Annotated in this window: 21 protein-coding genes and 2 pseudogenes; 12 read left to right on the forward strand and 11 right to left on the reverse strand. The window is 67.2% G+C overall.

Annotation, left to right across the window (positions count from 1 at the left end; genetic code table 11):
• Positions 1-25 precede the first annotated feature (25 nt).
• From QQY66_RS34660 to QQY66_RS50545, 4 genes are read left to right on the forward strand one after another with little or no spacing between them, the layout of a single operon-like run.
• Positions 26-1,171 (forward strand): glycine amidinotransferase, encoded by a 1,146-nt coding sequence (locus tag QQY66_RS34660; RefSeq protein WP_301984265.1) that lies wholly within the window; start codon positions 26-28, stop codon positions 1,169-1,171.
• Positions 1,168-2,484, forward strand: coding sequence for an ATP-grasp domain-containing protein (locus QQY66_RS34665; RefSeq protein WP_301984266.1), 1,317 nt, complete (start codon positions 1,168-1,170; stop codon positions 2,482-2,484). The genes QQY66_RS34660 and QQY66_RS34665 overlap by 4 nt, the downstream gene beginning before the upstream one ends.
• Positions 2,474-2,860, forward strand: a complete 387-nt coding sequence (locus QQY66_RS34670; protein WP_301984267.1) for a cyclopropane-fatty-acyl-phospholipid synthase family protein — start codon at positions 2,474-2,476, stop codon at positions 2,858-2,860. Before QQY66_RS34665 ends, QQY66_RS34670 begins: the two co-directional genes overlap by 11 nt.
• Positions 2,833-3,279, forward strand: coding sequence for a methyltransferase domain-containing protein (locus tag QQY66_RS50545; RefSeq protein ID WP_367667017.1), 447 nt, complete (start codon positions 2,833-2,835; stop codon positions 3,277-3,279). Before QQY66_RS34670 ends, QQY66_RS50545 begins: the two co-directional genes overlap by 28 nt.
• 193 nt (positions 3,280-3,472) lie before the next feature.
• Here the strand turns inward: QQY66_RS50545 and QQY66_RS34675 are convergent, their stop codons facing one another.
• Together QQY66_RS34675 and QQY66_RS34680 are read right to left on the reverse strand one after the other, a co-directional pair.
• Positions 3,473-4,471, reverse strand: coding sequence for a phosphotransferase family protein (locus tag QQY66_RS34675; protein ID WP_301984268.1), 999 nt, complete (start codon positions 4,469-4,471; stop codon positions 3,473-3,475).
• A 354-nt stretch (positions 4,472-4,825) separates the two neighbouring features.
• Positions 4,826-5,470: a helix-turn-helix domain-containing protein gene (locus QQY66_RS34680; protein WP_367667018.1), complete on the reverse strand. Its 645-nt coding sequence runs from the start codon at positions 5,468-5,470 to the stop codon at positions 4,826-4,828.
• A gap of 69 nt (positions 5,471-5,539) precedes the next feature.
• Between QQY66_RS34680 and QQY66_RS34685 the strand changes: the two genes are divergently transcribed.
• From QQY66_RS34685 to QQY66_RS34695, 3 genes are all read left to right on the forward strand, one after another.
• Positions 5,540-6,706, forward strand: a complete 1,167-nt coding sequence (locus QQY66_RS34685; RefSeq protein WP_301984269.1) for a helix-turn-helix transcriptional regulator — start codon at positions 5,540-5,542, stop codon at positions 6,704-6,706.
• A gap of 26 nt (positions 6,707-6,732) precedes the next feature.
• Positions 6,733-7,449, forward strand: a complete 717-nt coding sequence (locus QQY66_RS34690; RefSeq protein ID WP_301984270.1) for a 5-formyltetrahydrofolate cyclo-ligase — start codon at positions 6,733-6,735, stop codon at positions 7,447-7,449.
• 110 nt (positions 7,450-7,559) lie between these two features.
• A complete protein-coding gene (locus QQY66_RS34695; protein WP_301984271.1) occupies positions 7,560-8,390 on the forward strand; it encodes a HEAT repeat domain-containing protein in 831 nt (276 codons plus the stop codon).
• 276 nt (positions 8,391-8,666) lie between these two features.
• Here QQY66_RS34695 and QQY66_RS34700 read toward each other — a convergent pair whose 3' ends face one another.
• The 3 genes from QQY66_RS34700 to QQY66_RS34710 all read right to left on the reverse strand — a co-directional run bounded on the left by QQY66_RS34700 (position 8,667) and on the right by QQY66_RS34710 (position 12,345).
• Entirely contained in the window at positions 8,667-9,131 is a 465-nt protein-coding gene (locus tag QQY66_RS34700; RefSeq protein ID WP_301984272.1) for an NUDIX pyrophosphatase, read from the reverse strand.
• Positions 9,132-9,390: 259 nt separating this feature from the next.
• Complete coding sequence (gene serS, locus QQY66_RS34705; protein ID WP_301984273.1) at positions 9,391-10,680, reverse strand: serine--tRNA ligase; 1,290 nt, start codon at positions 10,678-10,680, stop codon at positions 9,391-9,393.
• Between the two features lie 501 nt (positions 10,681-11,181).
• Positions 11,182-12,345, reverse strand: a complete 1,164-nt coding sequence (locus QQY66_RS34710) for a creatininase family protein (protein ID WP_367667019.1) — start codon at positions 12,343-12,345, stop codon at positions 11,182-11,184.
• Between the two features lie 309 nt (positions 12,346-12,654).
• Here QQY66_RS34710 and QQY66_RS34720 point away from each other — a divergent pair, with 309 nt between their 5' ends.
• The 3 genes from QQY66_RS34720 (at position 12,655) to QQY66_RS34730 (ending at position 15,180) form a co-directional block, all read left to right on the forward strand.
• Entirely contained in the window at positions 12,655-13,887 is a 1,233-nt protein-coding gene (locus tag QQY66_RS34720; RefSeq protein WP_301984275.1) for a helix-turn-helix domain-containing protein, read from the forward strand.
• A gap of 5 nt (positions 13,888-13,892) precedes the next feature.
• Positions 13,893-14,447, forward strand: coding sequence for a flavoprotein (locus QQY66_RS34725; protein ID WP_301987599.1), 555 nt, complete (start codon positions 13,893-13,895; stop codon positions 14,445-14,447).
• Between the two features lie 430 nt (positions 14,448-14,877).
• Positions 14,878-15,180 (forward strand): helix-turn-helix domain-containing protein, encoded by a 303-nt coding sequence (locus tag QQY66_RS34730; RefSeq protein WP_301984277.1) that lies wholly within the window; start codon positions 14,878-14,880, stop codon positions 15,178-15,180.
• A gap of 28 nt (positions 15,181-15,208) precedes the next feature.
• Here QQY66_RS34730 and QQY66_RS34735 read toward each other — a convergent pair.
• Positions 15,209-15,304, reverse strand: a pseudogene (locus QQY66_RS34735) (phytanoyl-CoA dioxygenase); the annotation flags it as partial.
• Between QQY66_RS34735 and QQY66_RS34740 the strand changes: the two are divergent.
• A complete protein-coding gene (locus QQY66_RS34740; RefSeq protein ID WP_301987788.1) occupies positions 15,266-15,553 on the forward strand; it encodes a hypothetical protein in 288 nt (95 codons plus the stop codon). The pseudogene QQY66_RS34735 and the gene QQY66_RS34740 overlap by 39 nt on opposite strands.
• A gap of 91 nt (positions 15,554-15,644) precedes the next feature.
• Here the strand turns inward: QQY66_RS34740 and QQY66_RS34745 are convergent, their stop codons facing one another.
• The 4 genes from QQY66_RS34745 to QQY66_RS34760 all read right to left on the reverse strand — a co-directional run bounded on the left by QQY66_RS34745 (position 15,645) and on the right by QQY66_RS34760 (position 20,305).
• Positions 15,645-17,585 carry a WD40 repeat domain-containing protein gene (locus tag QQY66_RS34745; RefSeq protein ID WP_301984279.1) on the reverse strand — a complete coding sequence of 647 codons (1,941 nt, stop codon included), beginning with the start codon at positions 17,583-17,585 and terminating at the stop codon, positions 15,645-15,647.
• A 233-nt stretch (positions 17,586-17,818) separates the two neighbouring features.
• The gene (locus QQY66_RS34750; protein WP_301984281.1) at positions 17,819-18,316 is read right to left on the reverse strand and encodes an ATP-binding protein; all 498 of its coding nucleotides are present in this window, start codon (positions 18,314-18,316) and stop codon (positions 17,819-17,821) included.
• Between the two features lie 281 nt (positions 18,317-18,597).
• The gene (locus QQY66_RS34755) at positions 18,598-19,155 is read right to left on the reverse strand and encodes an HD domain-containing protein (protein WP_301984282.1); all 558 of its coding nucleotides are present in this window, start codon (positions 19,153-19,155) and stop codon (positions 18,598-18,600) included.
• A 154-nt stretch (positions 19,156-19,309) separates the two neighbouring features.
• Positions 19,310-20,305, reverse strand: coding sequence for an asparaginase (locus tag QQY66_RS34760; RefSeq protein WP_301984283.1), 996 nt, complete (start codon positions 20,303-20,305; stop codon positions 19,310-19,312).
• Positions 20,306-20,765: 460 nt separating this feature from the next.
• On the opposite strand from QQY66_RS34760, the pseudogene QQY66_RS34765 reads away from it, so the two are divergent.
• A pseudogene (locus tag QQY66_RS34765) lies at positions 20,766-20,891 on the forward strand (DUF5996 family protein); the annotation flags it as partial.
• A gap of 34 nt (positions 20,892-20,925) precedes the next feature.
• Here the strand turns inward: QQY66_RS34765 and QQY66_RS34770 are convergent.
• On the reverse strand, positions 20,926-21,285 hold the full coding sequence (locus QQY66_RS34770) for a UBP-type zinc finger domain-containing protein (protein ID WP_301984284.1): 360 nt from the start codon (positions 21,283-21,285) through the stop codon (positions 20,926-20,928).
• Positions 21,286-21,301 lie beyond the last annotated feature (16 nt).

Below are 21,301 nucleotides of genomic sequence, written 5' to 3' on the forward strand. Positions count from 1 at the left end.
CGTCCCGTCGCAGATGAGGAACCCCATGCAGCTGACCAGCTACGACGACTTCACGACCCTGCGCGAGATCATCGTCGGCTCCGCCGAGAACTACCTGTCCCACGAGCGTGACGTCACCTTCGAGCTGTTCCACCACGAGAACCTGACCGGCTTCCGCTCCGACTGGGCCTACCCCCGCCTGGCCGCCGCAGGCGGCGGCACGGCGCAGAACTGGAGCGTCAAGCGGCGCTTCACCGAGGAACTCCACCAGGACGTCGAGGCCCTGGCCGCGACGCTCGCCGGTCTCGGCGTTACCGTGCACCGGCCTCTGCCGCTGCCGCCGGACGCTGCGCCCATCGCCGGGCTGGGCTGGCAGGCCGCTCCCACTCCGGCCCTGAACATCCGCGACAACACGTTGATCCTCGGCGACGAGATCATCGAGACGCCGCCGGCGATCCGCTCCCGCTACCTGGAGACCCGCCTCCTGGCCCCGGTTTTCCGCCGCTACTACGAGGCAGGTGCCCGGTGGACGACGATGCCACGCCCCACCCTCACCGATCTCTCCTTCGACCTGTCCTACGCCAGGGATGCCGCGACAACTCTGGGTGGCCCCACCGAGCCGGTCGCCGACCCACAGCCGAGCCCGTACGATGTCGGCTTCGAGATGATGCTCGACGGCGCCCAGATCCTTCGCCTGGGCCGCGACCTGGTGGTCAACATCGCCCAAGACAACCACCGCCAGGGCGTGGACTGGTTGGAGCGGCACCTCGGCGACCGATACCGCATCCATCGGGTGCACCGGATGGCCGACAACCACATCGATTCCATGCTGCTGGCGCTGCGACCTGGGGTGTTCCTCGCCCGGCACGACGGCATCCGCGACCTGCTGCCCGGGGCCCTGCAGGCGTGGAAGTTCATCGTCCCGCCCGAGCCCGACCCGGGGGCGTTCCCCGCCTACGACGACGCCGACCTGGTCCTCACCAGCCCGTACATCGACCTCAACGTCCTGTCTCTCGACGAAGAAACGGTGCTCGTCAACGAAGACTGCACTGGTCTGATCAAAACCCTCGAAACCGAGGGTTTCACCGTAGTGCCCGTACGGCACCGGCACCGGCGGCTGTTCGGCGGCGGCTTCCACTGCTTCACCCTCGACACGGTCCGTGAAGGCGCCTGCCTGGACTACCTGTCGTGAGACCGCCCTGCGTCCTGTTGCTGGAGGCGGCCGGCCCCGAGTCCGGCGCGATCGCAGCGACAGCAGCCGCCTCCGGCTACCAGGTCCATGCCGTCACCGATCTGGCCACGCATGCCACCTACAGCGCCGACCTCCAACAGGTGCTGTCCGGCTGCCTGCTCACTGACTTCTCCCAGCCCGAGATGGCCCTGAAGGACATCGTGGGCTACGCCCGCCGGATCGGCGCCGATGCCGTGGCCACCACCAACGAGTACCTCACCGAACTGCTCGCTCAGGCGTGCGCCGCCCTCGACCTGCCAGGCAACGACCCGGGCCGCGCGGCTGCCGCCCGCAACAAGGCGGACATGGCCGAGGCATTCGCCCGCCACGGCGTCACCGCGCCCCGCACCCGCATCATCGACGACGCTGACGAGTTGCTGCGCCGGTGCGCGGCCGGGCAGATCACCTTCCCGTCCGTCATCAAGCCCGCCGACGGCGCGGGCTCCGCCGGAGTCACCGTCGTGACCGACCCTGGCCGTGCGGCCGACGCCTGGCGGGCGGCGGGCGCCCCGCGCGGCATGTATGGCATGCCGCGCGATCCACGCGTCCTAGTCCAGGACTACGCCAACGGCACCGAGTACAGCGTCGAATCACTCACCCACCACGGCCGGACGACGCATCTGTGTGCCACACGCAAGACGCTCACCCCCGGCGCGCACCGGGTTGAGGTCGGTCACAGCCTGCCCGCCGCTCTACCGCCGGGCGCCGAGCGGCCCGTGCAGCAGGAGGTGGAGCGCGCGATCGCCGCGGTGGGGATCCGCAACGGGGCCTCCCATACGGAGGTGATCGTCACCGATGACGGCCGCTGCACGGTCATCGAGATCGGTGCCCGACTCGGCGCCGGACACATCGGTGTTCTCCTTCAGCACGCGCTGGGCATCGATCCGTGGGCGGCGCTCCTCGACACCGCCCTTGGCCGCCCCGCCGACCTGACTCCAGCCCGCCACGAGCACGCCACCGTACGTTTCCTGACCAGCCCGCGCGCCGGCCGCCTGGTCGCGGTGATCGGCCTGCCGCAGGCGGGCCCCGGCGTGCCCTCGGTCCGGCTGCGCACAGCCGTCGGCGAGACCGTTGGGCAGGCACAGGCCAACCGCGGACGCCTCGGCCACCTCATCGTCACCGGCCCGGACGCCGCCACCGTAGAGCGCCAAGCCGAGCGACTGCTCTCCCAGATCACCATCGTGGTCACCCCGGGAACCCCGGCGCAGACCACACTGGACCGCCCGCCGCAGCCGAGCCGGGACCCGGGAAGGGACGTAAAGCGTGCACCGTGAGCCGAGCACCCCATACGCCAGGCAAGAGAAGTACCCGGCGACACCGGCAGGCGAATTCGACGCGCTGTTCCAGGGCGAGGCCCGCGCTGGCGGCTTCAGCCGGGTGGCCCGGATCGTGGATCCGCCGCTGACGCCGGAGATTGAGCCGTTCCCCATCCTCTCCTCCGATCTGCTGCACCACCTCGCCGCTGCCCTGAGGCAGGAGGAGAGTGACGTCCTAGCTGCCCTCGGGTGTGGGCGCGGCGGCCCCGGCCTTTGGCTGGCCCACTCAGCCCACGCCGACCTGGTCGGAGTCGACTTCTCGCCGGTCGCGGTGGCCCAGCTCGGCAACGAGCCGCCGCGCTTGCGATGGCAGGTAGGGCCCACTTCGTGGTGAACGACCTGACCAGCACCGGACTTCGGGATACGAGCGTGTCAGCGGCCGTCTCCATCGACGCACTTCAATACGCCGACCATCGCGCGCCGGCAGCCGACGGGACACGCCGGATTCTTCGTCGGGGTGGACGTCTCGTTGTCACTGGTTGGCACCCGCTCAGCTTCGGCGACTCACGGTTGCCCGAGCGGCATCGTCACACCGACTGGCCCACCGTGCTGAGCGCCGCCAATTTCACCGCTGTGGAATGCCAGGCCCGGCCCGCTGGACCGACACCTACCAGTGCATCTACCGCGTCGCGCTCCAGCTGGGCGACCCGGGCGCGGAACGCCGCGCTCGCCGGTCTACAGAGCGAAGCCCTGTGGCGGCTACCCACCGCCCACCTCCTGAGCCGGATTGCCGCTACCGCAATCGCCAGCTGAAGTCGGGTAACACCATGAGCTGATCTAGCGTGACGAGCTCGACCGGGCGCCGTCGGAAGGAGTACTGCGAGACGGTGTACGCAGTGCGCTCGCTGGTTTCCGGATGTCCGTTCATGGTCGCGTCAGAGCCGCCACCGCGAGACGCCTTCACCGAACGACAATGGCCTGGTGCGAGCTGGTGGCGTGAGCCGTCTCAGGTCAGGCTGGCCAACACCGCCCTCATCGCGGAGTAGCTCTCGCGTACCCCGTCGGTGTTGGAAAGGCGGTGGCGCTCCAGGCGGATGGCGCCGAGGTGCCGGGCTTCGTAGATCCGCGAGCGCCACATCGCTGCGGCAGAGCGATCCGGCAGGCCGTAGCTCTCCCAGAACGCCTCCCGTTCGTCAGGCTTCGCCATCGCCATCCGGATCGTCCAGTCAGCGGGCCTGTCCCCCCACCACGTGCGGTCCATGTCGAGTACTCCGGTGATCTCCGGCTCCAGCGAGGTCCCGTCGAGCATCACGTTGACGGTCCAGAGGTCGCCGCTCAAAAGCCGGGGTTCGGTGATCTCGTCGAGGACGGCACGCTCATGCTCGGCCACGGCGGCGACCTTGCGCAGATCGGCGGCGTCCAGACCGACGCTGTCCAGGTCGGTGGCGATCTCCTCCAAGGACGCGATCACCGCCTCGCTCCAGGTGCCGTACGCCGGACCGGCGACGGGCCCGAAGTGCGGGCCGCGTACAGCGTGCACGTCGCGGGCGATCGTGCCCATCTGCCGGAAGAACGCGGGCCAGAGTGCGCGGGGATAGTCGCCGAGGCGGTCCGGGGCGGGGACACCGTCGAGGAGAGTCTGGACCATGTAGTCCCGGCCGATCACCTCATGCGACCAGTCCGCAGCGATCACCTGCGGCATGAGCGGTGCGATCACCGCGAGCCACGGCACGCTGGCGTACTCGTTGCGCATCAGCTGGTGCTCGGAGCGGAACTGCCGCCCTGGCTCCGGGGCAACCCGCAGGATGACTGGCCGCTCCTGGCCTTCGAGTTCGATCCGGTAGGTGTTGTTGTACATGCCCGCGCCCAACTCGGTGGCAGACAGGACCCGGGCGTCGGCACCGAAGACTCGTCGGCAGATCCCCCGGACCTCGTTGATGGTCACCGACTGCTGGAACGCCCCAGAAGCGCGCTCAATCGGCCGGAAGTCCATACTGCTCCCCATCACTCGGCTTCCCTGGTCCTGTCCCAGGGCACATTACGACGGAAGCCTCAGAGGGTGGGCAGGAACGCGTCGAGGGTATCCGTTTGAGACAATCGTGGTTCGCAGAGTTGGAGAGGCGGACAGCGAACTTGCCGTCACGCTGACGGAGAGGTCCGACCCCTTCAGTGAGCTGCATGAGCATCTCCGTTGGCCACCATGGACGTGATGGCGCCGGCCCTGTGATCCACCGACAACATGGCCCACCCCCGCGATACTTGGCGGAGGAGTGCAGGGCCGTTCACATGACGTTGTCAGTTCTCTCCTGTGACTATTGGCGATGCGCTGGCCACGGACGGATAGCAGTTCAGCATCCAATCATTCGCGCATGCCACGCCATCCGTCGGGCCCGTCCGTCCAGGTCGGCATTCGGAGCATGGGCCCAGTGAATTCCTCTGGCGTATTGAGTCCGTTAAGGAGTTCGACAATCTTGTCGATATTCGTCAGCCTCCGCGCGCCAGACTCCAGCATGGATAAGAAAGCCTGGCTTAACCCGGTGAGGTCGGCCATGTCGCTTTGGCGCAGACCACCTGCCGTGCGAACCAGGTGACACAGTCGGCCAAAGTCGCGGGCGTACAGGGCTTCCTGAACGTCAATACGTGCCCATACTTCCGTCGGCACGGTGGGTGCGGGCTCAGCCTGGTGCCGCACGATGCGCGAACAACCGCTGCAATATGGCTCCTCGTTGTACCGGCTAAGGACACATCGACACCGTTGGCACCGACGGTTGTGACGCTCCAGATCCGCTTCTGTGGCGCTGTCACGTACGTGGGTGTGCTCCCAAGGCCTGGAGGTCAAGGTGCGCCCCGCAGCGAGAGGGTCTAGTCCCTTGCTCTGCTGGGAGACGGACGTCCGCATGACCAACACTGTGGAGTCCTTCATCGTGAGGAGTATGGGACTCCACCGAAGCGGACCAACTCCCTTGGTCCCAGAGCAGATTTGAAGCACATGCGATGCATCCATGTGGCACCGACGGGCATGACCTGGGTGTCTGTCCGGTACACGACGTCGAGGAAACTGGGGGTGCAGGTAATGGCACGCAGGCGGCAGCGGCTGGCCGAGCGGCGCCAAGGGGTGGGCCTTACACAGGAAGCTCTCGCTGAACTGCTGGGCGTCGACCGCTCTACCGTCGTGCGCTGGGAGTCGGGCACGGCTTCTCCTCAGCCGTGGATGCGCCCGCGTCTCGCCTGCGCCCTCCAGATCTCGATTGATGAACTCGGCCTCCACTTACAGGAAGACATCGGGCAATCAAGCCGTCGGTCCGCGGACAGGGAATCCCTGATCTCGGATGCCGCCCAAGTGGATCTGATGACGACAGCTGACCTGCGCCGCACATTCGATGAACTCGCGACCAAATACGATGGAGCGCCGTCCTCCAGCCTGCTCGCCAAGGGCGGAGAGCAGCTCAGCCTGATCACCCTCATGGCACGAAGGGCTTCGCATGGACGAGCGGAGCGAGAGATCCTTGCGCTCCAGGCCGACGCACTGACGCTCATGGGGCAACTCGTCTGGGATGCTTCACAGCGGCGCGACCATGCCACAGCACGTGACTATTACGACGAAAGCGTCCTGGTCGCCCGCCGTCTTCGCGATCCCACGCTCGAAGGACGTGCGCTTCTACGGAACTGCTACGTCGCCCTCTACGGAGCCCAGGACCCACGCAGCGGGTTGAACCTAGCCCTGCACGCCGCCGACACGGCTCGGTTGACCAGCCCCGCCGTGACTGGCCTGGCGCTCCTTCACGCCGGCGAGGCTCACGCCATGCTTGGTGAGGCGAGGGAGTGCGAGCGGGCTCTCGCCCAAGCGCAGCGGCAGTTGGAGCAGACAGACGGGATGGACGCGGCAGCCGACCTCGTGTCCACGACGCAGTTCGGCCGTCTGGCGGGGTCGTGCTATCTGTCGCTCGGACAGCACCGGCGTGCACAGAAGTTCCTTGAGGCAACCGCAGCACAACTGCAAGATCGACGAAAGTCACGCGCGATCGTGCTCGGGAACCTTACGCTCGCTTACATCCGTCAGCGCGAGATCGATGCAGCCGTGACTACGCTGACCGAGGCCATTGCGGAGTTGGAGGAGACTCGGGGCGGAGGAGGATTGAACGTGGTCTTCAGCGCGGCACGCGAACTAAGAGCTTGGCGGCAGGAACACATCGTCGCCGATGTCCACGACCGGCTGTTTGCGCTCATGGCAACGACGTAGATATGAGGAGAACCTGGGTGCCCCCGATGCACGACGACGCCAAGCAACTCGTACGAACCCAGGTCTGGAGGGCCCTCGACGCGGCCGGCGCTGTCCACGACGACACCGCCTATGGCCGAATCCCCAACTTCAAGGGCTCCGAGCAAGCCGCCGCTCGGCTCGCCGAACTTGACAGGTGGATTACTGCTGACGTCATCAAATCCGTCCCGGACAAAGCACAGCTTCCTGTTCGCGCGCGTGCTTTGGAAGATGGCAAGCTGGTCTACATGGCGGTGCCGAAGCTGGCCACACCCAAACCGTTCTACCTGCTTGACCCTGCCGCGCTCGACGTACCGCCGACCGAAGCGGCAACCAGCCGGATTGCCGCGACGATCGCACCGACCGTCGAGGTCGACGCTCTACGACCGGTGGACGTCGTAGTACTCGGCAGCGTCGCGGTCAACCGCAGCGGTGCTCGCATCGGCAAGGGAGCCGGCTACTCGGACCTCGAATTCGCGCTCCTGACAGAGGCCGGACTCGTCGGACCTGACACACTGGTAGTCACGACCGTTCACTCAATACAGGTAATCGACACGCCGATTCCGGTCACCGAGCACGATGTGAACGTCGACTTGGTCATCACACCCGACGAAGTCATCGAGTGCACTGCTCCGCACAGGCCCAAGGGGATCTTCTGGGACCACCTTGACGGGGCGAAGATCGCTGCGATTCCGGCCCTGCAAGCGCGCGTGAGCCGCTCGTAGTTGAACTGCAACGGTCAGCAGAAGCGCGGTGCGGCGCGAGCGTTGGGGGGATCGGGCACACCGTCCTGGCGCTGCTGACCGTCCTTGCTGACGACACGGCCCCGACGGCGGTGCGCACGTCCGCCGCGGACGCGCTCGGCGCCCTGTGGCACCCGGAGGCCGCTGCGCCCCTCGCGGCCCTGGCTGAGGACGAGGAGCAACCCGGCACCGTGCGCGCCCGCGCCGTGCGGGCCCTCGGCCTGATCGGCGCGCCGGACACCCTTCCGGTTGTGCTCGCCTGCGCGCGGTCCCCGCACGAGGCGGTACGGGCGCAGGCGGTGACGGCCTTGGGCGCGTTCTCCGTGGCGGAGGCCGCCCAGGTGCTCGGGGAGTTCGTCACGCACAGCGTGGCGCCGCACGGCACCGAACCCGACATCGCCCGCGCCGCCGTGCACGCCCTAGGCCGGATCGGCGCCCCAGCCCTGCCCCTCCTTGGCGCGCTCGCCGACGGCGTGGACGATCTGAGCGAGGACCTGGCCGACCGGCTCGTCATGGCGCTCGCCGCCCGCCCCGAAGCCGAGGCGACCACCGTCCTGGGCCGGCTCGCCGCGTCACCACCCCCGACACTGAAGGCCAGTTACGCCGCTCCCGTCGGAGGACGGCTCGCCACGTCACGCCCGGCGCGGGAGGCTGCGTCCGCCGCGCTGACCGAGCGGGGCACACCTGAGCGCCTCACGCCCCTGACGTCGCTCCTCGGCCCCGGCTCGTGGTCGGGCGCCCACGAGGCTGCCTTACGTTCCCTGCTGAGGATCGGCACTGCAGAGGCGCACGAGCACGTGCTGGCGTACTGCCGCACGATGACGTACCTCTACGACTGGCAAGTCGAGGCGCTGGACGCGGTCGCCGAGGCCCGGGGGGTCCGCCTCGGCCGTAGGTCGACAGGTCCCCGCGGCCGTACCTAAGCACCACCTCGGGTCCGAGAAGAGCGAGCGGATATGCCTGTGGATCCGATGGCTCTTAGCCTCCCGTAGGGTCTGCTTCTATGCAGCGGCTGGTGATCTTCGACCTTGACTGTCGGTGTGACACGTCATCTCGATGGCTGCTCGCCTTCTGTCCCGTTCCGTCGGAGGCCGAGGTCTCGGAGGAACTGCAACAGAGAATCGTCATGGCGCACACTCGCGGGCCGTGAGCACCGAGTATGACCGTGCGGACTGTTCGAGGGCTTCAGCCACGGGTGATCAATCGACCGGGGGTGGCAGGTCGGCGGCCAGCAGGCGCTCGTGCAACTCGCCGAGAGCGGTGCGATTGCTGTCGAACCGGAGCACATCGTGGGCCGCTTGGTAGTCCAGCCATTGGATGTCGGTGTGCTCGTGGGAGATTTTGATCTTCACGTCGGTCAGGTCGGTGGCGAACGAGTGCTCTCGTACGACGTAGGTTCCGACGGGCCAGTTGCCGCGCTCGGCGATGAGCCGTGCTGGGATGCTGGCTGTGCTCTGCAGCGGATACAGCGGTACGGGCCCGTCGAAGCCGAGTTCTTCACGGGCCTCGCGCGCTGCGGCTTCCTCCGGGCTCTCGCCGACTTCACCACCTCCAGCCACGGCTTGCCAGACGCTCATGTCCGCGCGTCGCAGAACGGCGAACTCGACCTGATCGCCGACTCGGCGGAACGGTACGACTAGGACTTGGAAGGGTGCTCGGGGCACGCAGGAACTCCTTGGTCGGCGATTGGACGAAGCGTGGATCTGGTCGAGCAGACGCAGATCTTGGCGCAGATGGTGTCGGTTCTCATGAAGTTCCTCCACGGCCCGAATGACATCGGCGAGATCCGTTGGCTCCCAAAGCAGCAGCCCTGACCCAGCTGCCTGAGCGAGCAGAATCTGCCTGGAACAGGCCGCGCCGGCCCGTGCGGCGAGGCCTGTCCGAGAGCCGGGCGAGGTCCCGGCTGGACACGCCCGGCCTGAGTCACTGTGAGTTCAGCGCGGCGGTGAGGACGCCGCTAGGGATCCACCTCCGCAGGGCTTCCGGGACCGCCACGGTGCCGTCGGCCCGCTGGTGCTGTTCCAGGAGCGCCGGCACCAGACGGCTGGTGGCGAGCCCTGAGGCGTTGAGCGTGTGGAGATACGCCGACCTTCCTTGCCCGGGTCGGTAACGGATGTTGCCGCGCCGGGCCTGATAGTCGCGGGCGTTCGATACCGAGCTGACCTCGACGTACGCTCCGACGCTGGGCAGCCACACCTCGACGTCGTATGTCTTCGCCATTGCTGGGCTCGTGTCCTGGGCCGCGAGCCGCGTGATCTGGTAGTGCAGATCCAGTTCTGCAACCAACTGCTCCGCTCTGCCGAGGAGTTCTTCGTGGGCGGCGTCCGAGGCATCGGGGTGGGTGAACTGGAACAGCTCGACCTTGTTGAACTGGTGCCCGCGCAGGGTCCCCCGCTCGGCCGTTCGGTATCCGCCGGCCTCCTTGCGGTAGCACGGCGTGTACGCGACGTACCGCTTCGGCAGTTCGGCCTCGGGTAGCGTCTCCTCCCGGTGCAGATTGACCAGCGCCGTCTCCGCGGTCGGCAGCAGGAACCGCTCCGGACCTTGCTCGCCCTCCTCCAGGACGAAGACCTCGTCAGCGAACTTTGGGAACTGGCCCGCCGTGTACCCGGCTGCGAACGTCAGCACGTGCGGTGGCAGCACGAACTCGTAGCCGTCCCGCACATGGGCCTCGACGAAGTAGTTCAGCAGCGCCCATTCGAGGAGCGCGCCGTTTCCCCGGTAGAGCCAGAAGCCGCTGCCGCCGAGCTTCGTACCCCGTTCGTAGTCGACCAGCCCGAGCGTACGGGCGAGCTCCACGTGGTCCTTCGGTACGAAGCCGAACTTCGGGCGCTGGCCGATTTCACGGACGACCTCGTTGTTCTCCTTGCCACCGGACGGTACGTCCGCGTCGGGTAGATTCGGCAGCGGATCAAGAAATGACTGCCGTGCCTCTTCCAGTTCGTCGAGCCGGGTCTCGGCGGCGGTCAACTGTTTGCCGAGGGCGGTCGCCTCTGCGTGCAGGCCTGCCGCATCCTCACCGGCCCTCTGCCACTTCGCGATCTTGCCCGAGACCTTCTTTCGGTCCCCGCGCAGGCGCTCCACCTCGGTGCGCACCTGCCGGTAGTCATCGTCCAGGCGCAGGAACCCATCGAGGTCGACGTGAATTGCCCGCTTGGCCAGCGCCTGCTGGACGTAGACCAGATTCTGGCGAATCAGGGTGACATCGATCATCCCGGTGCTCCATTCGATCAGTCGTCATGACGTGATCCCTTGGGAGCGCGGGCGAGAAGGGGCAACTCGCGGTGCCACCGCACCTTCGCCACCACCAGGTAGTGGCCTCATTCACGACCCGGTCACGGGGGTCAACCGGCGGGGCATTGGGCCATCCGTGAGGCCGTTCCTCCCCGCACTCGGGAGGGGATTCACCCTGGGGCGCGAGGCTGCCTTCTCAGCTGCCAGCAGCTCTCTCGGCTCGCGTGATCCCGGGCTACTCGTCTCCGTCATTGCGTTGACAGAGAGGTTAGGACGTCAGCCTCGACGTCGGTACCGAATATCAGCACCGCCCCCTATCCATAGCCTGTGGGTAGAGGGCTTTGGTTCAACACCAGTCGCTGCGCCGGGCACGAATCCTTGCCCGTTTCTCCTGTGACCACTGATCGACATGAGGGTGGCTCGGCGTCCATACGGTAGACAGTGGGCCGTGCCGAGTCGCGCACCTCGACAGTAGAAAGATCACCCCGATGTCCTGCTTGCGGCACGCCATGCGTAGGTGAGGGCTTTGACCGAAGCGAATCGGTCGGCCGGATCATCGGCTGTGGCACGTTCTGTGATCGCCAGCTGTGAAGGCGAGCCCCGCCACTCCTGCTCCTCATCGCCGGCGTCCAGCAGCAGACGAAGCGCACGGCCAAGCTCAAACACGGTCGTCCGGATATCGATGGTCGAGCCCCTGATGAACTCCTCGGGGGCCATGAAGCGCCTCGACCCCGGCAACCTATCGGCCTCCAGGATGAACGGACCGGGACGGTACTCGTCCAAGTCGCAGAGCATCATGCGGTCGCAGTCGAAGTCGTACAACAGGCAGCCGTCGTAGAAGTCGACAGCGACGAGCCCCGCTCGCTCGACGGCTAGGTGCGCATCGAGGACTTGCTCCAGGACTCGGAGGGCCACCGGTACCGGGAGCCTGCGGAACCGGGCCATCGCACTGTCGGGAGCAGTACGGCCACCGTGGTGGGAGACGGTGGGGTGGTACAGGACTGTGCCGTCCACCCATGGATAGACGAGAGCCAATCCACCGGCAATGTCGAAGGAGTGTTGGAGGGGCACGATCACCGGATGCTGGACGGCGGCATGTACCTTCACTGCGCGGCGCAGCGAGACTGTCGCCTCCGACTCGGTCGCGCCCTTCACGAACCACTGCTCGTCACCGACGGTGACCCCGTATGACACGCAGCCGGAGTCCTGCTCCCGGAAGGCATGAAAGATGGTGCCTACCTCTTCAAGATAGGGCTCCAACGCGTCGACGGATTCAGCATTCAGCAGTGGGTGCGGTGGCATGACGCACGATCCTGCCAGCCCGGACGCATGACGGTGTGCGGCGCACGGTGGAAGAGCGAGCGACTCCCGGATGTCCTCGATCACCGCGAACAACGTCTTGGCGTTGATACTGGCCGTGCCTGGCCGGGAACCGTGCTCTTGACTGCACGACACCGTCACCGGAGGAAGTAAATGCACCGGATAGGCGTCCGCCATCTCGTGGGCGATGATGCAGGCGATAGCCGAGTCCGTGATCAACGGCAGGTAGCGGCCGTGCTGCCCGAACGAGCCGACAGGCAGGATAGCCACGCTCGGCTGCTGCTCCTCGACGTCGGTGCTTGTGGTGGTTGGCAGCAGGTTCACGGAACTCCTGGATGATCAGGACGTCCGTGCGCACTTCGTGATCCGGCGTTGGGCTCGGCTCGGAGACTTCCACTGCGTTGCGCCGCAACGTAGGTAGTTCCCCACGGCATCGAGCGTTGGCCGTGATGGCGGACGAGTAGAACCCCGGCGCCTCGTGGACGCGTGGGTGTAGCCGGACAAAGTGTCCGGCCCGTTCTAGGCCCGAAAGCGGATGTTGAGCACGGCACCGCAGCCCGAATCGCTCCCTGATCTCGCGGCCTGCTCGGCCGCTACCGTGGATGACGGACCAAAGTGGGGGAGGCAGCGCGCATGCGTGGTCTTGGTGATCACCTCAGCATCGGAGAGCGTATCGCGTTCTACCGCGAGCGCCGGGGCTATACGCAGCCTGTCCTCGCCGGCCTCGTCGGTCACAGCACCGACTGGCTGTCGAAGATCGAGCGAGGCGTGCGGAAGCCGCCCAGGATCGACAAGCTCGCTGAGCTCGCTCGTGTACTGCGTATCCCGCTCGGTGACTTGATGGGTCAGCCCGTCCTCCTGGAGGACGAGGAAAAGCACATGGACGACGTGCCGGCCGTCCGCGATGCGTCGATGAGCCCTCGGCGGCTGTCCAAGCTGCTGTTCGGTCCCACGGCGGAGCGGCAGTTGCCGCGGCCGGACCAGGCGCAGGTCTTCGTCGAGCGCGGCTGGGGCGACTACCAGGCCGGCGTTCTTGGCGACGTCATCGCCGCCCTGCCCGGCCTGCTGAGGACCGCCCAGGAGCTGGAAGACCTTCCGCATGGCGATCAGCGGAGACGCGGCCTCGCCGTCTCGGCTCGTACGCATCACCTGGCGGCGACCACCCTCGCCAAGGTCGGCGAGTCCGACCTGTCGTGGCTCGCGGCCGAGCGAGCCATGCGGGCCGCCGACGAATCCGAGGACCCGCTGTCGCTTGTGTCCGCTGCCCGCTCCGGCACGCACGCACTGCTGGCCAACGGGCGCTACGAGGACGCCCTCGAACTCGGCGATACCGCGGCGGCCTGGCTCGCCAGTCAGGTTCACGACGACGACCCGGCCGCCTTGAGCCTGCTTGGCATGATTCACCTGCGAGCTGCTGTGGCCGCCGCACGTCACCAGGATCGCCCAACCGCCAACTCCCTACTGGAGAAAGCGAAGCGGCTCGCCGACCGGCTCGGTTCCGACGAGAACCACTGGCAGACCTGCTTCGGTTCGACGAACGTCGAGCTGCACCGCCTGTCGATCGAGCTTGACCTGGAGAACATCCCGTACGTCGTCGAGCATGGCGGCATCGACGTCTCCCACATGGCGGCGGAACGCGCCGTGTCCCATCGCATCGACTACGCCCGCGGCCTCTGCCTCAGGGGTCGCGTCGGCGAGTCCTTCAGCGAGCTGCGGGAGGCCGAAGGCACCTCGCCGCAGCTCCTGCGGAACAATCCACGCGTACGCGAGACCCTTCGCGACCTGAGGAAACAGTCCCCGGTCACCGGCGGCAGCCACTCGTCCGAGCTGCTGACCATGGCCCAACGATGCAGGGCGGTGCAGTGAGTTCGATGCAGGGCAAGGTGCTGGGCGTCGTCGGATCGAGCGCCGGCGGGATCGAGGAACTGCGAACAGGGCTCGTGGTCCCGGCACTCGAACGGGGCTGGACCGTCGCGGTCACGCTCACACCGACCGCAGGTCAGTGGCTCCGCGCGAGCGGGGAGACCACGGAGCTCGAAGGGCCGACCGGCCTTCCCGTACGGGCCGAATCACGCCTGCCGGGCGACTCCCGGCCGCATCCGCCAGTCGACTGCTACGTCGTCGCCCCGGCGAGTGCCAACACCGTCGCCAAGCTCGCCCTGGGGATCTCAGACAACCAGGCGTTGACACAGGTCAACGAAGCCATCGGGACACTGGACGTCCCGGTAGTCGTCTGGCCCCGGGTGAACGCCGCGCATACTCGCCACCCCGCATGGGAGGGGCACATCAAAGCCCTTCACGATTCCGGGGTGCGGTTGATCTACGGAGACGAGGTGTGGCCGCTCGCCGAGCCGCGGGCAGGGATGCCGGGGCGCCGGTACCCGTGGGAAGCCGTACTGGATGAGGCCAGCAGGGCTGTCTCCTGACGCTCCTTCAAGGATGCTAAAAACAAGAGGAATTGGCCCCGGACAGTCTGTCCGGGGCCTTCGTTGTGGCTGGCGCCAGTCTGAGGGCATCACCGACTACCGGAGGCAACGGGTGCCCGATCAGGGATTGAGTACGGCGCTCCCCGACACGAAGGCCTGGGGTGACGCATCCAGCAGCTGCCCGAGCGCACGCACGGATGGGATGGCCGGCAGTGACTACCCGTCTCGACGCTCGTCAGATGCCGCCCTCTCGCCGTCGGGCACGGAGCACATCGTCGTGAGCGCCGTGAGAAGCACGCCCACGCCTGCTGGCGTCACCCGCCTCTGCAGCCTCTGCCGGTGCCGTCTGAGCCGGTACAACAGGGAAGACCTGTGTGCCGGTTGCAGTCGCGACAACCGGCACCAGGAACGGACCGCGTGCAGCGTCCCCATGGGCGTCTGGCAGTTACCCGATGTCCGGCAAGCCTTGGTCAACCGAGAATTCGGGCGTATGTGCCAGCTGATCAGACAGCACGGTGGGATCCGCCAAGACGACATAGCCGCACTCACCGGCTTGAGCCAAGCCTTCCTGTCGATGCTCGAGTCCGGAGCCCGCAAGCTGACCAACATCGACAAGATCATTCAACTGCTGGATGGCCTGCAAGCTCCGCCAGAACTCACCGGGCCGATGCTGCGGCCTAGCATCCATCACCAGCTTCGTGGCTCTGCGTCGACGGCTCTCTCGCGGCGCTGACCTCGCTGTCTTCGCCGCCGACCGGGGCCTCCAGGCGTGAGGGGACGTCCAGGTGCGAGTCCACACGGATCCGCGTGGGAGCGTCGTGCTCCGTGGTGTCGGAGAAGAGGAACAGCGTGAGCAAGCCGACGGCCACGACGCCACCACCCTGTTCGCGGCACATCCCACCGCCCTTGGGGTCGCCGACGAGCAACTCGACGCCGCCCTCGCCGCGCTTACTGGCGTCTTCCTGGTCTCCGGTGCGCAGCTGCCAGGATGCTCGGGATCCACTTCCGCAGCACGTCCGGCACACCGCTACGGTCCCGTCTGCCTGCTGGTGCTGCTCCAGGAGTGCGGGCACCAGGCGGCTCGTGGCCAGGCCGGAGGCGGTTGAGCGTGTGGACGAACGCCGACTGGTCCTGGAGGCCGACAGAGGATGCGGCCCGGCTCACCTGGCAACTACTGGAGTTCGCTGCCGTGTCGCGTCACGGGAGACGCCTTCGGGCCCAGCGGTCGAGATGTAGCAAGGTGGCCAGCTTCCTCAGTTGTGGGGACATCTCCCGGAGTGTCACCGGTCGTGGCGGAGGTACGAGGTCGTCCCGGTTTTTTGACTCCTGGGCGGCTTTGAGCCAGCCCAGGTAGGCCGCCGAGAGGTCGCCGCCCGCGAGGTCCGCACGCAGGGGGAGGAGTGGCTTGAGCCAGGTGTTGGGCCGTTCCCGCCAGTGGGCGAGTTCGCCGTCGGCCTCCATGTGATCGAAGCTGACCAGCAGGTCGGCGCCACGCACCCGCGCTGAGAGACCGTGGCCGACGCGGCTGCCGAAGACAAAGGGTGTGACGGCTTCCAGCCCCAGCCGCGCTGTCGGCAGCCGGAACATCAGGCATCGCAGGCCGTACGCCTGGAACTCCAGGAAGGCATCGAAGGAGGAACACAGCAGCTCGTCGACTTCCCGCTCACCGAACAGCCGGCCGGGCTCGCTGTCCTCCTCGTCGTCCCAGGGGTCGTGGTCCCACACCATCCTGGTCGGGCTGAGCTTCGCTTTCGGGTAGCGGTCGGCGAGATCGGCGAGCTGCTCGGCCGAGAGGACCCGGTCCTCGTCCAGGACCTGGAACTCGAAGTACTGCCGATGGATGGAGTGCGTGGTGCGCGCCGGCTTGCGACGCTTCGGCCCCGGAGTGACCGCCTCGTCAAAGCCGTACTCGGCGTGCGCGTCGGCGATACCCAAGGTGACGCGTGGCTCCAGCGGATGCTCGCACACAATCGGCTCGAAGCCGTCGTAGTCCACAACCTCCCACGTGCCGCCATCCTGGTCGACGAGGGGACGGGTCAGGTCGTAGACATCGCCCGTTGCCGGATCAGTCCAGCTCGCCGGCAACTCGTCGGCAATCCGTACGCGTTCGAGGGAGGCTGTGCGGCGGTGCTCCTCTAGATCCCACACGCGTATCCGATCACTGCCGTTGACCGCGAGCGCGATGGGGCGGCCGTACAGCGTCCCGCAGGCCAGCGATTCGACCTGGGCAATGTCCCGGCCGTCGAACAGGGGCGGTCCGACCTGGCGGCCGGTCCGCAGGTCCCACACCCGTACGTCCTCGCCGCCGCTGACGGCGACCGTCCGTCCGGCGACCGTGGTGAGCGCCACGGCGTCCACGTCCTTGGTGTGACCGTGCAGCGGCATGCCTGCCGGGTCGGGAGCCGCGAGATCCCACAGCCGTAGCGTGCGGTCTCTGCTGCCGGAGACGGCAATCGGACGCCCGTCGAGCAGTCCACATGCCACCGCCCGGATGGGACCGGTGTGGCCGGTGAGCGTGCGGCCGATCTGTTCGCGCCGCTCCAGGTCCCAGACTCGTATGGTCTCGTCCTCGGCGGCCGACAGGGCGATCGGCTGGCCGTGCAGCACTCCACACGCCACCGACCGGATGACGCCGGTATGACCGCACAGCGGTTCGCCCAGCTGCGTGGCGGTGGCCACGTCCCAGATCCGTACGGTGCAGTCATAGCCGCCGCTCACGGCCACCAGCCGACCGTCCAATTGGGTGCAGGCCACGGCCCACTGCCCGGCGCCCGCGCGGCGCCCCGGCGGATGGGGCTGGACTTGGGCGCGGCCGAGCTGCCGCCGCTCGCTCAGGTCCCACACCCACAGACCGCCACCCACTAGGACCGCGACGTGCCGCCCGTGCAATTCACCGTAGGCCACGCCCCATACCGGATCATGACCGCGGGGCTTGATAGGACGGCCCGTCTGCCGGTGATCGCCCATGTCCCACACCGCGACCGAGCGATCCTCGTTGCAGGTGAGCGCCACCGGCCGCCTGTCGCCGACCAGCCCGCACACGACCTTGCTGACGCGGCCCTGGCCCAGGGGCGGGAGGAGTTGCGCACCGAAGCGCACCGGCGTCTGCTGGCCAGCTTCTTGATCGTGCTCGATCACCGGCACTCTCCTACGACCGTCACCTTCAGCTTCGCCCCGGAGGGGCCCGAAGCCGCCTGACAGGTATGACCAGTTCACGGACTCATCAGTACCCCGCAAAAGGGCGCCCGCTTGCCCAAGCTACCGACTCCATACCCGGGTGCGGCGGAATTTTGAGGATCTTGTACTGGCCGACGCCGTAGGTGTGCCAACAGCGGTGCGTAAGGGTGGATGCCGGCCTGGGTTGGGGCAGCTCAGGCTGCTTGATGCTCGATCCGTGTGGATGCACCGGTTATTGGCGCGCGATCCTCATCAGCGTGTGAGGCGGTTACGGCTGCGGTCTCCTCTACGGAAGCGTGGATTGCCAGTTCGAACCAAGTCTTCTTCCCCGCTGTACAAGGCTGTGAGCCCCACTCGGTTGCCAATGCGTCAACGAGGAAGAGACCCCGCCCGCTTTCGTCCATCGCCTCGGCCTGGGACGGACGTACCAAGTTGGGGTCAACGTCAGTGACTTCCACACGCAGCCGCTCTCCGGTCCACTGCACGGATACCACGCACGCGGCCTGCGTGTGCTTGACCGAGTTCGCGACCACTTCCCCAGTGAGCAACCGCAAGTCATTGCTCAGTTCCTCATCCAGGGCCAGCCCAAGCCGCTGCGCGCGGTTGACAACACGGTCTCGCGCCGCTGGCACCGCCTCGACCGAGGGCAGGACAGTGAACGCATAGGGCGAATCTCCGGACAACCGGGGCATAGCTGTGACCTCTCGCGGGCGGGAGAGCTAGGGCATCGACGCGATCTCCCATAACTGAACGGATCGCTCGCCGACTTCACCGGGCGCATCCACAGGTACCCAAGCAATCCGACAGCAGCCCAGCAGGTGGCGGAGGACCACCATGGACCACAGGCGGCCTGACTCCCTATCCCTGAGGTGATATCACTGCCGCAATTGTCATTGGAGCACGCTCAATGGCAGATCCGTTTGGAAGCAGACGGGGCGTCCTCTCCCGTCGGCTATAAGCCCCGATCGCTGCCCTACCGTTCCGCCTCAGCGAGCCGGGCTTCGACTCTGTGCACGGCAGCGCGTAGGTCTGCTTCGGCACGGCGGATGAAGCGGCCGACGGCGCTGTCGCGGCCGTACCGACTGAGGATCTCCGCCAAACGGGTATCAACCGTGGTCGGCACGCCGGTCGGCGCGGTCGTCATGTCGCAGTAGACCAACGCGTCCACCAACTCACCGCGCTCGAGGACTGGGAACTCGGCTTCCAGCTCTTCCCGCAGCCCTCGCTCTTCGGCCTCCAGCACAGCGCACGAGTGATTGGCGACCAGCCGTACTAGACGTTCCTCCGCAGCCGAGTTGTCGCGGAGGCAGCGAGCCCCGTCGAGCGGATGGAACCCGGTCACGGCCAGCGACGGCGCATAGCCAATATCGTGCAGCATCGCAGCCGCCCACAAGAGCTCGGCATCCTCACCGAGGATTGCCGCCAGAGACTCCGCCCTTGCGGCAACGCCCTGAGAATGTGCCCAGCGGCGCGGTAGGGGGTCAGCCAGGAGAGACTCGGCCAGGTCGTGCGCCCACACCGTGAGGTCCATGCTCGGCAGACTATGGCGCAGAGTGAGGCAGCCGAGTGGTGATCAGCAGAAGCACGGTAAAAACGTCGGCACGTGCCCAGCTCCCACGCGCAAGGCCAGCTCACCGGAGCGGCGTCGACGGTGCAGGTCATGCGGTGTCTCTGGGGCTGGTTGCCTATTGGGGGCAGTTCGACAACGCGGCGAAGGTGCCAGCGATCATTTCCCGGTCAGCCTCCTGGGCGAGCAGGGCGTGCAGCAGGAGCCGTGACTGGTACGGACCGAGGTCGCCGGCCGGGATGAGGCCGCGGCCGATCAAGTCCTTCTCCGAACCTGAGAAGCCGTACGTCTCGGTCAGGACAGGGCCGTTGCCGATGCGCGAGGCAAGGACCACAGGGATAGATGCAGCGAATCGCTCAAGTGTTTCCACAAGCCGTTGGGGGACGTGGCCGACACCGAAGGCGGCGATGACGAGTCCGTCGCAACGACCGTCCCACGCTGCGAGCAGCGTGCCGTCGTCTCCGAGGCTGATCGTGTACAGGCCCACGCGTACCTTGCGGCCGGGAGGCTTTAGGACTCCGAGACGTCGGGGCGGGGGCGAAAGCAGCCGCACGTGATCCTCCGCAACGCGGCCGATGGGGCCCGCCCCCGGCGAGATGAACGCCGCAGGACTGGTGGTGTGGGATTTGCGGACATGCCGTGCCGCGTGGACCTCGTCGTTCAGGACGACTAGCGCCCCGGCTCCGCGCAGCCGCGGGTCAGCGGCCGTGATGACGGCCGCGTACAGGTTCGCGGGTCCGTCAGGGCCGGCCATGGTCGGGTTGCGCATAGCGCCGGTGACGACGACCGGCTCGTCGTGGCCGTGACGCAGGTCGAGGAAGAAGGCGGTCTCCTCGATGGTGTCGGTGCCCTGCGTGATCACGATTCCGTCGACGTCGCCACGGTTGAGGATCTCGTCGATCGCGGTGCCGAGTTCAGTGAGGTCGTCGAAGGTGAGTGAGGCGCCGGGTACCCGGCGGAAGTCATGGACTCGCAATTCGATACCGCGCGCGTCCAGACCGGGGACTGCGGTGAGGAGATCGTGCGCGGACAGGGCTGGCACGACCCCACCAGTCGCGGGATCGGTGGTCATGGCGATCGTGCCGCCCAGCGAGTAGACCGCCACCGTTCTCATTGCACCCACCATGTCCCCCAGCCTCGTGTCGGTACCCGGTCAGGTCCGGATCCTATGCGGGGAGTGTCGTGGATTCCGTAGGCGGAGATCGGCTCGTACGGGATATCTGGTCGCTCCACCGTGAGCGCCGGCCTCGGGCTGCGGCGCCACCGCGAAGTACGCGAATGCGATGTGCAGCGCGCCGTGTCAGACGGTGATGCAGCCCGAGGCCGGCGGTGCCCTCCGCGGCGAAGTATCAGCTAGGAGAGCCGGCATCGAGATAGTCAGCCGTGGGCCACCGGATGCCGAGGGACCAAGGGACCGGTTTGCGCGGGGCTGGGCCGGGGCGCCCCCAGAGGGGAGGCATCGGCTGATGCAGTCATCCAGCAACTGCTCGACCAGAGCGCCGAGGAACTGATCCAAGGGGATAGTTCGGCGCAGCCACCAGGTGTCCCGTCCTTACCTTGCTGAGGCAATGACCGATCCCCGTGCCGCCGTCCTCGCCTTTTACGAAAGCGCCTACCGGGCCGGGGCCGGACGCGCCGGATGGGACATCGCGGCGCTCGCGTGCCCCGGAGGCACCATGGACCCGGTCCGGCAGATCTGACTCCCGGACCGGAGAGTCCAACGATCGAGCGCGGTCAGTGGAGCTGCCGCTCCCAGTCCCCAGGGACCTTGTCCCGGGGGCCCGGAGTGGGCTGCGAGGCCGGGTGCGCGGTGGGCGGGGCCAGCTCCGGCCCCTGGTAGTACTGATCGGTCTCGATGTTCCAGAACCAGTCCTCACCCGGTTCGAAGCTGGTCAGCAGGGGGTGTCCGGCCTCGCGTGCGTGTTTCGTGCCGTGCTGCGCAGGCGAGGAGTCGCAGCATCCGATGTGCCCGCAGGCGGCGCAGCGCCGCAGGTGGAACCACCACCCCGGTCCGTCCCCCGCCAAGCACTCCACGCACCCGGTTCCGCTGGGCGTCGCGGCCGGATCGAGACCTGGGATCTGCTGGTGTGCCATGAGGGATGCCTCTCTC

The organism is Streptomyces sp. DG2A-72 (assembly GCF_030499575.1).
Lineage (GTDB): Bacteria > Actinomycetota > Actinomycetes > Streptomycetales > Streptomycetaceae > Streptomyces.

What these genes read in the sequence shown, in the direction of transcription:
- QQY66_RS34660 (WP_301984265.1), top strand. Translation starts at nt 26, where the DNA reads ATGCAGCTGACCAGCTACGACGACTTCACGACCCTGCGCGAGATCATC.
- QQY66_RS50545 (WP_367667017.1), top strand. Translation starts at nt 2,833, where the DNA reads ATGGCAGGTAGGGCCCACTTCGTGGTGAACGACCTGACCAGCACCGGA.
- QQY66_RS34675 (WP_301984268.1), bottom strand. Translation starts at nt 4,471, where the DNA reads ATGGGGAGCAGTATGGACTTCCGGCCGATTGAGCGCGCTTCTGGGGCG.
- QQY66_RS34680 (WP_367667018.1), bottom strand. Translation starts at nt 5,470, where the DNA reads ATGGATGCATCGCATGTGCTTCAAATCTGCTCTGGGACCAAGGGAGTT.
- QQY66_RS34685 (WP_301984269.1), top strand. Translation starts at nt 5,540, where the DNA reads ATGGCACGCAGGCGGCAGCGGCTGGCCGAGCGGCGCCAAGGGGTGGGC.
- QQY66_RS34690 (WP_301984270.1), top strand. Translation starts at nt 6,733, where the DNA reads ATGCACGACGACGCCAAGCAACTCGTACGAACCCAGGTCTGGAGGGCC.
- serS (WP_301984273.1), bottom strand. Translation starts at nt 10,680, where the DNA reads ATGATCGATGTCACCCTGATTCGCCAGAATCTGGTCTACGTCCAGCAG.
- QQY66_RS34720 (WP_301984275.1), top strand. Translation starts at nt 12,655, where the DNA reads ATGCGTGGTCTTGGTGATCACCTCAGCATCGGAGAGCGTATCGCGTTC.
- QQY66_RS34725 (WP_301987599.1), top strand. Translation starts at nt 13,893, where the DNA reads ATGCAGGGCAAGGTGCTGGGCGTCGTCGGATCGAGCGCCGGCGGGATC.
- QQY66_RS34730 (WP_301984277.1), top strand. Translation starts at nt 14,878, where the DNA reads ATGGGCGTCTGGCAGTTACCCGATGTCCGGCAAGCCTTGGTCAACCGA.
- QQY66_RS34750 (WP_301984281.1), bottom strand. Translation starts at nt 18,316, where the DNA reads ATGCCCCGGTTGTCCGGAGATTCGCCCTATGCGTTCACTGTCCTGCCC.
- QQY66_RS34755 (WP_301984282.1), bottom strand. Translation starts at nt 19,155, where the DNA reads ATGGACCTCACGGTGTGGGCGCACGACCTGGCCGAGTCTCTCCTGGCT.
- QQY66_RS34760 (WP_301984283.1), bottom strand. Translation starts at nt 20,305, where the DNA reads ATGAGAACGGTGGCGGTCTACTCGCTGGGCGGCACGATCGCCATGACC.
- QQY66_RS34770 (WP_301984284.1), bottom strand. Translation starts at nt 21,285, where the DNA reads ATGGCACACCAGCAGATCCCAGGTCTCGATCCGGCCGCGACGCCCAGC.